The sequence below is a fragment of the Pseudomonas oplopanacis genome (assembly GCF_057128725.1).
Window position 1 is genome coordinate 151,282 of the sequence record NZ_JBSKHV010000014.1, and the last position, 12,492, is coordinate 163,773.

Annotated in this window: 8 protein-coding genes; 4 read left to right on the forward strand and 4 right to left on the reverse strand. The window is 56.4% G+C overall.

Features of this window, described 5'->3' with window-relative positions:
• The first annotated feature begins 91 nt into the window (after nucleotides 1-91).
• Both ACWKV5_RS24210 and ACWKV5_RS24215 read left to right on the forward strand, forming a co-directional pair.
• The gene (locus ACWKV5_RS24210; RefSeq protein WP_483843311.1) at nucleotides 92-1,057 is read left to right on the forward strand and encodes a GlxA family transcriptional regulator; all 966 of its coding nucleotides are present in this window, start codon (nucleotides 92-94) and stop codon (nucleotides 1,055-1,057) included.
• 38 nt (nucleotides 1,058-1,095) lie between these two features.
• Complete coding sequence (locus ACWKV5_RS24215) at nucleotides 1,096-1,485, forward strand: c-type cytochrome (protein ID WP_483843312.1); 390 nt, start codon at nucleotides 1,096-1,098, stop codon at nucleotides 1,483-1,485.
• A 52-nt stretch (nucleotides 1,486-1,537) separates the two neighbouring features.
• On the opposite strand, the gene ACWKV5_RS24220 is transcribed toward ACWKV5_RS24215, so the two are convergent.
• Nucleotides 1,538-2,740, reverse strand: coding sequence for an FRG domain-containing protein (locus ACWKV5_RS24220; protein ID WP_483843313.1), 1,203 nt, complete (start codon nucleotides 2,738-2,740; stop codon nucleotides 1,538-1,540).
• Between the two features lie 10 nt (nucleotides 2,741-2,750).
• Complete coding sequence (locus ACWKV5_RS24225) at nucleotides 2,751-3,554, reverse strand: hypothetical protein (RefSeq protein WP_483843314.1); 804 nt, start codon at nucleotides 3,552-3,554, stop codon at nucleotides 2,751-2,753.
• A gap of 428 nt (nucleotides 3,555-3,982) precedes the next feature.
• Here ACWKV5_RS24225 and ACWKV5_RS24230 point away from each other — a divergent pair, with 428 nt between their 5' ends.
• Nucleotides 3,983-9,445, forward strand: a complete 5,463-nt coding sequence (locus ACWKV5_RS24230; RefSeq protein ID WP_483843315.1) for a DUF7379 domain-containing protein — start codon at nucleotides 3,983-3,985, stop codon at nucleotides 9,443-9,445.
• Between the two features lie 60 nt (nucleotides 9,446-9,505).
• Here the strand turns inward: ACWKV5_RS24230 and ACWKV5_RS24235 are convergent, their stop codons facing one another.
• Nucleotides 9,506-10,177 carry a class I SAM-dependent methyltransferase gene (locus ACWKV5_RS24235; RefSeq protein ID WP_483843316.1) on the reverse strand — a complete coding sequence of 224 codons (672 nt, stop codon included), beginning with the start codon at nucleotides 10,175-10,177 and terminating at the stop codon, nucleotides 9,506-9,508.
• A 152-nt stretch (nucleotides 10,178-10,329) separates the two neighbouring features.
• Here ACWKV5_RS24235 and ACWKV5_RS24240 point away from each other — a divergent pair, with 152 nt between their 5' ends.
• A complete protein-coding gene (locus ACWKV5_RS24240; protein ID WP_483843317.1) occupies nucleotides 10,330-11,151 on the forward strand; it encodes a glucose 1-dehydrogenase in 822 nt (273 codons plus the stop codon).
• 93 nt (nucleotides 11,152-11,244) lie between these two features.
• Here ACWKV5_RS24240 and ACWKV5_RS24245 read toward each other — a convergent pair whose 3' ends face one another.
• The gene (locus ACWKV5_RS24245; RefSeq protein WP_483843318.1) at nucleotides 11,245-11,874 is read right to left on the reverse strand and encodes a DUF3885 domain-containing protein; all 630 of its coding nucleotides are present in this window, start codon (nucleotides 11,872-11,874) and stop codon (nucleotides 11,245-11,247) included.
• Nucleotides 11,875-12,492: the final 618 nt, after the last annotated feature.

Below are 12,492 nucleotides of genomic sequence, written 5' to 3' on the forward strand. Positions count from 1 at the left end.
TTGAGTGACCGGTGCACTGTAGGCAGCAGAGATCGAGTAAGGTAGGTGCACAAATGACTTTTTTCATGCGATATGCGCATTCGGATCATTTATGCACGTCACGCTTTTACTGGCCGATCAATGCTCTGCCGCCAGCGCTACGATGGCGCTGGAAGTGCTCAGCGCCGCCAACCTGTTTGCGGACACTGCCGAGGCGCCGTTTCAAGTGGTCATTGCCTCGCTGGACGGTGAAGAGGTTGCCGCGTGGGGAGGACAATCGCTGCGCGTGGACCGGTCCATCGACCAGATTGCGCGAACCGATCTGGTGCTGATCCCCGGTTTCCTCTTCACCCTGAAGGACGCCTTGCCGGCCTTTTGTGCCTATGGTCCATGGCTGCGTCAACAACACGCCCGGGGCGCGGTGGTCGCGTCGATGTGTACGGCAGCGTTCATGCTGGCCGAAGCGGGCATGCTCCACGGCACTCGGGCAACCACACATTGGGCCTTTGCAGACTTGTTTCGTCGTCGCTATGCCGACGTCTGCCTGGAGGACACGCAGATTATCTGTGAGGACAATCGCGTGGTCACAAGCGGCGGAGCGAGTGCCGCCATGGATTTGTTGCTGCACCTGGTGCGCCGGTTCGCTTCACTGGAGCTGGCGCAGAAATGCGGCAAGTACTTGCTGGTCGACAGTGTGCGCAGTGAGCAGTCGGTGTATGTGATGTGGTCATTGCCGAAGAACCACGGCGACGTCGACATCCTGCAGGTTCAAAACTGGCTGGAACAACACTTCGACCAGCCACTGCTGATCGATGAAGTCGCCCGGCAGTTCGGGTTTGGCGTCAGAAACTTCAAGCGGCGTTTCAAGGACGCCACGGGATACACGCCCATCACTTACCTGCAAACGCTGAGGCTGGAGAAGGCAAAACAGTTGCTGGAGACCACCCGAATGACCCAGGACAGCATCACGTACGCCGTGGGCTACGAGGATGGCAATTCTTTCCGTAGACTTTTCCGCCAGCGAGTCGGTTTGCTGCCGGCGGCCTACCGGAAGAAATTTCAGCCGGGTGCGCATTGATTCTCTCGCGCCGGGCCATAAAAGATTAGGAACAGAAGATGAAGAAAGCCGCCGTACTCATTTTTACCTTGCTGCTCACGACAGGGCTGCCCAGTGTCCAGGCACACGCGGCCGGCGATGCTGAAGCGGGTGCGACACTGTTCAAACGAATTTGCGGGGGCTGTCATCAGGTCGGGGAGTCGGCGCGAGGTTCATTTGGTCCGCAACTCAACGGCATTTTTGGCCGGCACTCCGGTAGCACCACGGATTACCAGTATTCCGACGCGATGAAATCCGCCGGCATCGTCTGGACCCGCGAAACACTGACCGCGTACCTCGAAGCGCCGAAAAAAGTGGTCCCCGGCACTCGCATGATTTTCTGGGGGCTCAGCGATCCGGAGAAGATCGAAAATTTGCTGGCTTACTTGCAAACTTTTCAGCCGCAGTGACGCATTCCGGCTTTTATTGCGCAACCTGTTGAGGCAACTATCGATTGTGGAATCAACCGTCGTCCGGAAGGTCATGCGCTAATTCAAGCATCTTTTCCCACATTTCTATTTGTTCTGTTTTCTCTTCATGTCTGTAAAAGTAGATTAATTTTTTTATGACTTCTTTGTTGTGTCTTGCGATGTTGAGAGCTATGTGCAAGAGGATGCTGTCATGCTCCTCTCCCGTGTTGTCTTTGTAGATTCTCATGGCGAACCAATACAGGTGTTCGGCGAATTCTATTACCCACTGCACCCCATGCAGCCCCGGTATTTCGGTTGCGAACTGGGGATAGAGTATTTTTTCAAATGTTTGTGTGCGGAGGTTTTTCAGTATTTCCGTGGAGGTTTCCTGAGTGAGTTCCTGGTTTTTTATCAGGTTGTTGATTTCCTCGTTGAGTTTTTCAAACCAGGCGGTTGCAGGAATGATATCCGCAGGGGTTGCGTTTCTTATTAACTTGAAGTCTGGGTCGTGAGGGAATTCGATTTTCACACGCCATTGTTGAAACCGTTCAAAATCATAAGGGTTCGTGTGTAAAAAACCCCCTCGTTGCAAATATAGACGGTTGACGAAAGGTGGGGGCATCACGATAGATGCACCATCTCTTATAAACTCTTCGAGATCAAACATGAATACGGCCGACAGGGTGGGTCTGAGGGCTGGTGTAGAGGTACTGGCGAAATGGATGGCCACAGCAGGATCGCCGGTAATATCGACAAAGTCTGTCAAGGAGGCCTGGAAATGCTGTGCCGTGGCTTTTATGTCATATTTCGAAAGCGGTATGCCAATTGAGTTTTCTATTTCCGGACACTTCATCAGGAGCGTGAAGAACTCGAGTTTCTTTTTCTCAAGTTTCTGATTGGTAGTGGCTCTGTATAATGAGGGGGTTACATCGTAGGATGAATTTGCCTGGCCTCGAAATACGGGTGTGGGAGGGAATAATGGTGGGTCGTGACGATGCTTGGTGATTTCAATGCCTAGCTGTTGCCATTGATGAAGGGCGACCCATGCATGCCATGGTGAGTCCATTTTGATAGTTAATTTTTCTTGCGCCAAAAAGTTAACAAATAGCTTGTTGATATTGTTTTTATGTTTGTTGAGGAGGTTTTGAAATTTTTTGTCTACGGTTTTTGGGACATGCACCATCGGGCCCAGTTGTTCCAGGTTGAGGTTGTGATAGTCAACATAAAAATCTTTTGCCCAGTTTCCACTGTTCATGATCAATCCCTCACCCCCGCGGATCTCCTGGCAAATAATGCCCCGTTACCTTGAAATACGCTGCGGATGTCCTGTCTCCCGGCGCACCGTCTACCTTGACAAATATTCCCGGGAACGAGTTGAGCCAGCGCTGCAGTTTTTCTGCCTTGGCCTCGGCCTCAGGGTTGCCCGGCCTGGTGGCCGAATATTCAACGATGATTGGGCCGTCCTGCGGAGCAGGAGAGGGCTGGTCCGGGAAATCGATATAGCCATTCTCAGCCATGCGCCGTAGCAACACCGCTGCACCGCATTGCGCCGACTTTGCGGTCTCCGACCAAGTACCGTCACCCACATACTTGCCGCCTTGGTAGTGGTTGCTGAAGCTCCACAGGTAGGGCGTCAGCACATGGGGGTGATACAGCCGATAACCGATGCCGTTATACAACTCCAGTTGATAGAGCGTACCGGGCAGCGTCCAGTCGGTCCTCGCGTTCTGCTTGCGTAGGGTCAAGGCATCAACGGCACTGGTTTCCCACGTGAAAGGCGGTGGGCCAAGAGGCCTGCCTGCGGGCACGTGGACCGTGCGTGCTTTCAACGGGTCGCCATTATGCAAGTGCTTTTGGAAGTTTTGGCTGGACTCCATGTTGTGTACGACTGCGATAAAACCCCACGGAATGTCCATGCTTTCGGCCACACCCTGATACTGTTCGCGGTGTTCGTAAAGACTGTTTACCAGTGCATTGACGTCATTAAAACGTGTCGGGTTTATCAGGCAGCTATTAAACAGCTGCTCATATTCCAGTTTTAGCGCAGGGGTAAGGCTGAGTTTGGCCATGGTCTATACCTGCTTCACTTCATGGTTTTGAATGGTATGAGTCCAACCCGGAGGATAGCGAGTTCCTGGAATATAGACGGTACTGAAGAGAAGTAGCTATTTAGCCCTCGGTCGGCTTGGCTAGCATAGCGTGTACTTCATCAAGTTCCAGTCGGGTTATCTGTTTTGTTTGTTATCGGTTTTATCTGTGTCAGGACGTTTACACTTAAGCGTGTTTTTCATCGGATTCAAACTTTCGGCTCTAACGTATTTAGCGAAAAAGTATAAATGTGCCTGCGTGCTCGCCTATTGTGGATGAACACTATTACGAATAGCTCGCGCCAGGGATATAAAAAATGAGCATTACGTTTGTTGTTTCGGGCCATGGGAATAATGCCTCCAACAGCGTTGCAATGTTGCAACTGCCTGCCGGATTAACTGAGGGTACGGTGAGGTACTCAGTTCAGGTTGCGGTGCGTCGTGGTACCGGCAGCGAAGTATCCCTCAACGTCGATCCGGAAAAAGACGTAATGGCTGTGCATATCGCCAACGGCCCCGTGCTGATATTGAATCCGGAGACCGCGCGCGAATTGTTTCTTTCACAGCAGAGCTCTGCATCTCGCGGCGCTCAGGGCACTGATAGTGTGCGCATACCCGTGCAACTGGCATGGGATGGCCAGGACGAAATCCAGGGGCAGACCCGCGGCCCCTCGCGGGGGCCGCTCGGCAAAGTGCTGGTGAAGCTGATTCAGATCATCACCGGTGTTGGCAAGGACTCCGTCGCGAATGCTGCCGCCACACTGGCGGCGGACAGGGTCGACAAGCAGGTTGACCCAGGTCTCTACCGGCTCAATGCCAAGGTGCTTGACTCACTCAAGGGCAGCGCGCCGGCCACCGGGATCGTCATCGACGATAAACCGCTGTTGGTACTGTTGCATGGCACCTTCTCCAATACACAGGGCACCTTCGGCAAACTCTGGACCGGCCATCCGTCGAAGGTCGCGCGAATCTTCGGCGCCTACAGCGGTGTCTATGCACTGGACCATCCAACCTTGACCGCCAGTCCCATTCAGAACGCGATGGAATTGGCCAACGCGTTGCCCAAAGGCGCGGTTCTGCATTTGCTTTCGCACTCGCGGGGAGGGTTGATCGGCGAGGTACTGGCCAAAGTCTGCAGTGGCGGTGCGGATCTACTGCAAAGCTTCGAGGACCTGGCCAAGGGCGATGAGTACAAGGCTCAACGCGAAGACCTGCAACTGTTGATCAGTCTGGTCAGCGACAAACGGATCAAAGTCTCGCGTTTCGTGCGGGTAGCCTGCCCTGCACGCGGTACGCTGCTGGCGTCGAACAGGTTGGATGCCTACCTTTCGGTGCTCAAATGGAGCATGGAACTGAGCGGCGTGCCTGTGGTGCCCGAACTCATCGATTTATTGGCTGAAGTGGCCCGCCGTCGCTCCGATCCATTGCTCATGCCCGGGTTGGCCGCACAGATGCCCGACAGCCCGCTCGTTCAGTGGCTGCACCTGATTCGTGCGCCGGTCGACAGTGAGTTGCGAGTCATTGCCGGTGACATGGAAGGGGACTCGGTAGTCAGTTGGCTCAAGACCTTACTCTCTGACACGTTTTTCTGGACCGATAACGACCTGGTGGTGCAGACCAGTTCCATGTACGGCGGTGCGCCCAGGGCCAGGTCGGCGAGTTTCCTGCTCAACCAGGGCGGCACCGTTTCGCACTTCTCCTATTTCAGTAACGAGCGCACCGCGTCAGCCATTGTCGAGGGCCTGACGCTGGACGAACCAAGGGATTTCACGCCCATCGGACCGCTGTCCTGGCAAGGCCGGGATGCCAGTGGACGGCGCGGTGGAGGCAGCGACATACCTGCGGCGCAGAAGCCGGCGGTATTCGTGTTACCGGGCATTCTGGGCAGTAATCTCAAAGCAGGCGACCGACGTATCTGGCTGGGGCCGTGGTTAATCAATGGCCTCGATGAACTGAGCTACAAGCAAGGCATGGAGGACGATGTAGAACCCGATGGCGCAGTGGGCATGGTCTACGAGGACTTGATTAAATTCCTTGAGGCAACACACCAGGTGATTGTGTTTGCTTACGATTGGCGCGTACCGATGGAGCGGGAGGCCAAACGACTCGGGGATGCCGTGGAAAACGCGCTCGACGCCAGGTCCGCTACGCGGCAACCGGTAAGGATGCTGGCGCACTCGATGGGAGGCTTGCTGGCACGGACGATGTTGCTCAAGTGCCCGCAAGTCTGGGCGCGAATGATGGCCGATCCACAAGCTCGGCTGTTGATGCTTGGCACACCCAATGGTGGTTCCTGGGCACCGATGCAGGTGCTGTCGGGGGACGATACCTTCGGCAACAGCCTGGCGTTCGCCGGGGCGCCGTTTACACCGCAGAAGTCCCGGGCACTCATGGCAACCTTTCCCGGATTTATTCAATTGCAGGCCAATCTGCTCGACCCGGTGCTCAACCTGACCGATGCCGAGGTCTGGGCCGATCTGTCCAGCAAGGACCAGCAGTGGCTGAAGGCGCACAGCTTTTGGCACAAGCTGCGCATCCAGCAGGATTATTACAACTGGGGCGTGCCAAGCAGTGATGTTCTGAAGGTCGCGGCAGCGTTGCGCAAGGCATTGGATGATCAGGATCTAAGCGCTTGGAAGGACAAGCTGTCGATGGTTGTGGGCGAAGCGAAATTTACCCCCGATGGGTATACCGTCAGTGCCGAAAAGGGCTTCGGTTATCAAGATGCGGAGGACGGCGGCGATGGCCGGGTAACGTTGCACAGCGCTCTGTTACCCGGGGTGCAAGCCTATCGATTGGCCTGTGCTCACGGTGACTTGCCAAAGCAGAGTGCGGCATTTCCGGCATTTCTTTCCTTGCTGCAAACCGGTCGTACCACCGAACTCACGGTGTTGGATCAGGCAGTCAGCCGAGGTGGCGTCCCTCAGCGGTCGTTGCCCTACGTGACGAGCAGGCCGGTGCGCGGTGACCGGATCACTCTGCCGGTCAGCGTCGAGGATGTCTTCACATTGTACAGCCCGACGATCACCCCGACCGCGCGCGAAGAACTGCCGCCGCTGCCCGTGACGGTGATCAACTGCAACCTGAAGTTCACCCGCGATCCGCTGATCGTCGGTCACTACGCCAGCGCCGGCCTTACTGGCAGCGAACGGGTAGTCGATGAAATGGTTGGCGGCTTGCTTGGCGATGCCTTGAAAATGAGCCTCTACCCCTCGGCTCCGTGCAGCAATCAGGTGTTCATGAATATCGCCGCGAATGGCGAAAATCCACTGCAACTGCCGCGTCCGGAAGCGGTTGTCGTGGTGGGCCTGGGACAAGAGGGCAAATTGAGTTCCAACAACCTGCTGGAGACGGTTCGCCAGGGTGTTCTGGCCTGGGCCCAGCGCCTGGCCGAACAGCACCGCGGTGCACCGGTGCAGTTCGAAATCGCCGCTGCGTTGATTGGCAGCGGCGGGGCCGGTATGTCCCCGGGGCAGTCAGCGGGGTTAATTGCCCAAGGGGTACGCGACGCTAATAACCGACTCAAGCAGAAGGGCTGGCCGACTGTCAGTCACCTGCACCTGACCGAACTTTACCTGGATCGCGCCACCGACGCCTGGCGCGCCGTGCAGGTGCTGGGTGTGTCACGGCCAAAAGATTTCCTGGTGACGCCGACCATCAAGTCCGGCACCGGATGGCTGCGTCGGCCGCTGGAGGGCGGCTACCGAAGCACTCGCTACGACTTCATTTCCGCCGTCACGCAGTACGATGAAAATCAGCTGCCGATGATTGCCTATACCCTGGACACTCGGCGCGCCCGCGCCGAAGTGCGGGCGCAGTCGATGCAAGTGGCGTTGCTGCATGAGTTGGTCGGCGCCTCGTCCAACCAGCCCTCCGCCGGCGGCGCTATCGGTCAGACCCTGTTCAAATTGCTGGTGCCACTGGAGATGGACGCTTACCTCGGTGGCACCACGGAAATGCAAATCGAGTTGGACAGTTCCACGGCGGCCATCCCCTGGGAGTTGCTCAATACCGAGCGTGATCCGGATCGATCCACCTCAGAAGAACAGGTCCCCTGGGCGATCCGCAGCAAACTGCTGCGCAAGCTACGGACCGAGAGCTATCGTGAACAGGTGCTGGACGCCACAACCGACGCCTACGTTTTGATCATTGGCGAGCCGGTCACCGATATCACGCGCTATCCGAGACTGCCTGGTGCGCGTGCCGAAGCCCACGCCATCACGGCCCTGATGGAAAACTCCCTGCCGACTGGCAAAGTGCATTCGTTGATCGCCGAGGACACCGAACCCAGCGTCACAGTCGATGCCTTGGCAGTGACCAGTGCCTTGCTGGCTCACGACTGGCGAATCGTGCATATCGCGGGCCACGGAGAGCCGCCCAAGTTCCAGGCGTTGCCCTTGTCGGACATTGATGCGCCGGCCCAGGCAGGGGAAACCCAGCCCAAGATGCTGGATCCGCGGGGGATCGTATTGTCCAACAACATTTTCCTCGGCCCGCGAGAGATGAAAAGCATGCGCGTGGTGCCCGAGCTGGTATTCATCAACTGCTGTTATTTGGGGGCGATCGACCCGACCCAGTTGTTGAAGACGGCGCACCTGAGTTACGACCGTACTCGTTTCGCCGCTACGGTGGCCGAGGAGCTGATCGCGATGGGCGTGCGTTGCGTTGTCGTCGCGGGCTGGGCGGTGGATGACCGGGCGGCCAGTCTGTTTGCAACCCAGTTTTATAGCCAGTTGCTCAACGGCATCAGATTCATCGATGCCGTGGCATCGGCGCGCAAGGAGGCTTGGCGGGCGGCCCCGGAAAGTAATACCTGGGCAGCTTTCCAGTGTTACGGCGACCCGGACTGGGTGTTCGCACGCGTACAGGAAGATGCCAATCAACCTGCTGCTGCACCCGACCAAGGCTTCGACAGCATCGCCTCACCACAGGCCTTGGTACTGGCATTGGAAATCGCCATCGATGACAGCCGCTACAAGAAGGTACCCAAGGTGCAGGTCATCAACATGATCGAAATCCTGGAAAGCCGTTTCGGCCACCTATGGAACGAGATGGGCGCAGTGTGTGAGGCGTTCGCTCAGGCCTGGGCCGAAGCCGGGGAAACCGAACGGGCGATCGACTGGTTCGAGCGCGCCATCGGTGCCAACGACGGCGGTGCCAGCTTCAAGGCCAGCGAGCAGCTGGGCGATTTGCGGGCACGTCGAGCCTGGTTGCAAGTGAATGCCGCGGCGAAAAAATCTCCCCAGGAGTTGAGTTCGGCGCTGAACTCGGCGCGCAAGCAGACGGGTGGTGCGATCAATCTGCTGACCCGCGTGTGCAAGTTGCAACCGACCTTGGGGCGTATCAGCCTTTGCGGTACGGCGTACAAGCGACTGGCCTGGATCGAGGTGCTGTCCAACGACCCGCAGGCAGAGAAAACGGCCTTGCAAAAGATGGAGGAATATTTTGCCGAGGCTGAGCAGCGTGCCACTGTCAGTGACCCGAGCCGCGCCTATGAGCCGGCCTTGGAACGCGTCGCTGCACATCTGTTTATCGCTGCGCCAGCGTCAGTCGAAGCTGACATCCTGCGAGTCCAGGCGCAACTCAAGCCCTGGGTGGAAAGCAGTCCGGATTTCCAGAATGTGGCCGCGTTGATCCTCTCCGGTCTTTACCTGGCCTTGGCAAACGGCAAGCTGAAGATCAATAGCGCCCGGCTGCTCAATGAGTTTGCTGATTTGAAGCGCAGAGTGCCGGCCGTGCTGAAGTGGCGAGAGGTGCAGATGCAGGTCGATTTCGTTTTGGACCGCTACACGTCCAAGGCCGGTAAAGCGGAAAAATCGGCAGTGACGGCGTTCAAGGAAAAGATGATGGATTGGGTGATCGCGCAGGATTGAAGTGCTCGATCGCCTCGAACGTGAATCCGGCGCTCACGCGCCCCGGCTCATTGACGGCTATCACTTCGGCCGCTCGGCCACCAACAGCAACGACTGCGGTACCGGGCTTTGCGGGTGCTGCGGCTCCTGCAAGGCAACCAGCCGAAAACCGGCCATGTCCAGCGCGTTGAGCCAACTGGACAAGGTGCGAAAGTACCAGGGCATGGGTTGCCACTGCCCCTCGAACCCGGCGAAGGTCTCTTCCCGCCAACCATCCTGATAATCGCCGGCCGCTGCGGTCCACGGATGCAGCGTCTGGATCACCAGCGTACCGCCAGGGACGAGCAGGGCGTTCATGGCCGCGAGCAGCGGGATAATGTCCCGGTGCAGCAGTGCGAAGTTGGCGCAGATCAGGTCGTAGTCGCTGCCGACGTCGACCTTCGCCTCCGCCAATTCTTCATAACTCGCCACATGGACTGGCGAAGATCCCGCCGCCCGCGCCGCCTCGACCAGTGTTGAATCACCGTCCACGCCGACCGCCTCGATGCCCCGGTCCGCCAGCGCACGCAACAACCAGCCCTCGCCACAACCCAGGTCGAGCACGCGCTCAGGCTGACGGCCCATCACCGCCAACAGAATGGCCTGGTCGGTAACCTGCTGGCGGCTTTCGATGGCGCCGGTCCGTATGGCCTCGATCCAGGATCGGGCGTTGTGGTGCCAGCTTTGGAGGAGGGTGGATTCGGGGGCGGGCATGTTGATGTCCGGAGCTGTGGATTGGATGAGAGGATAGAACATGTGCTTTACGTTAGGGATGCTAGTGTCTGCTGTCGGGTGTGGGCTCGATCGGTCGTTCGGGTTCGTTAACGCTTTGCATGCATCAAACCAAGGGAGCCTCAGGATCATTTATGGACAATAAACTCACCTCAAAGACAGCGATCATCACAGGGGCAGCCCAAGGAATCGGCGCCGCGATTGCACGACTCTTCGTGCAGGAGGGCTGCTTTGTTTACGTCACGGATATAAACGACGAACTCGGCAGAACGCTTGCAGACACTCTCGGTGATCGTGCCAGTTATCTGCGTCTTGATGTGCGGCGGGAAGATGATTGGCAGCGAGTGACCGCGCACATTTTGAAGGAGCGCGGCAGGCTGGACGTCCTGGTGAACAACGCCGGGATTACCGGGTTTGAAAAAGGTGCCGTGCGGCACGACCCGGAACATGCGCGACTGGAAGACTGGCACGCCGTGCATCAGACCAATCTCGACGGTGTATTCCTCGGTTGCAAGTACGCCATCCGTTCAATGCGAAATACAGGATCAGGCTCCATTATCAATATCTCCTCTCGCTCAGGCCTGGTCGGCATTCCGGGCGCTGCAGCGTACGCATCGTCCAAGGGCGCGGTTCGCAATCATACAAAAACGGTGGCGCTCTACTGCGCCGAGCAAGGCCTCACAGTTCGGTGCAACTCGATTCATCCGGCGGCGATCCTCACGCCAATGTGGGAGCCCATGTTAGGCACCGACGAAGGTCGTGAAGAACGAATGGCCGCACTGGTCCGGGATACTCCGCTTAGACGGTTTGGCATGCCCGAAGAGGTGGCAGCCATGGCGTTGTTGCTCGCCTCGGATGAAGCGACGTACATCACTGGCAGTGAGTTCAATATTGACGGCGGGCTATTGGCAGGTTCGGCGGTGACGCCAACTCAAGTGGATGACGGCGGAGAATAGCTCGGTGCGAGAAGGGCAGATATCGACCCAAAGGAGACGGTGGTGGCCATGTGGGCTGTGGACACGGTCTCAGCTCTAATGTAAGCAATGAGGCTAGCGCGCAGGCCCTGCAAATGTGGTGTCCATCGTGTGTCGGTCGTAATCCAGCAGGTATGTATGATGCAGACGATACAGCTGTGAAAGCAGATCTTTGTTGGGGCCGACCACATCCATACCTCTGTCGTCGTAGGGAAAAACCATGACGTGCTTCTTCAAATTGAAGAGATATAAAACACAGTTGGGTTTAGGCTGAATTTCGGCAAAGTCTCTAGCCAAAGCACACCAAAGAAATGCTTGAAGCAGAGTCGCAGGCGCTTCAAATGCGATGTTGATCCAATACTCCGGCTCACTTTCGCAAAACCATTCCTCCGGATCTATCTCCTCACTCCAGACTGAGCATTCCGCGGGTATGTCAATGCCGGCAGATCGAAGAGCGTGAATCAGAGGCCGATGAGCAAATCGGTTGCTGCCAGAATGAATGCGCAGACAAGCAACAAGCGTCGCGTCATCAAGAAAGATATCACTGCAGATCTTTGTTGATTTTCGTATTGCTGTTAGAAATTGCTCAATCACTCCACCAGTCTCGGAGAGCTCAAAACGCAGACCTCCTGGATAAGAATAGAAAAGTGGCCTGGCAAATGCTTTACCCCCAAAGATCCTCTCAATTTCAAGTTGTAGATTCACTTGATCCCTTCATGGCAGGTTTCAGTCAGCCCTATCAGATTGCTCAAGCCCTTGCACCAGTGTCGTAAAAATGTTGGACGCAATATGCTCGCCCTTTGAGTACGTTTAGCTTGCAGCCCTTAGCTATACAAAAAGACGCATCTAATCCGCCGTGATTCTCAACCATACGCTCTATTATCAAGGATTTTATATCGACCGACTCCCAGCCCTTTGGCGAACTCAACTTCAACGCATATAGAGTTTGGTATTTGTCCCATTCATCCGTTCGCCAAAACTGACCACAATCAAGGCACTGCAATAGTTTGATCCATTGGCCTATCTCAAGGCAGCGTAAACCAGCGACAAACTCCGCATAGTTATGACCAATCTCTACGAGGTCGCCCCGACTGCCACAACTGCATTGCATTGCTTCACTCCTAATACTGAGCTTTTTACTAGACTCGATCGTCCGTGCCTAGCCGATCTCTGCCTATTTTTTAAAGCTACAGCCAGAGCCGTCGACACTTACATGCTTGCCACTTTAGATTTGGCTACTCGCCCCTGGCTCCAGGCATCAGATAAGATCAATTGCAGAACGCTATCATTCAGGCGTAATCCGCTTCTATCCATTTAGCTCAG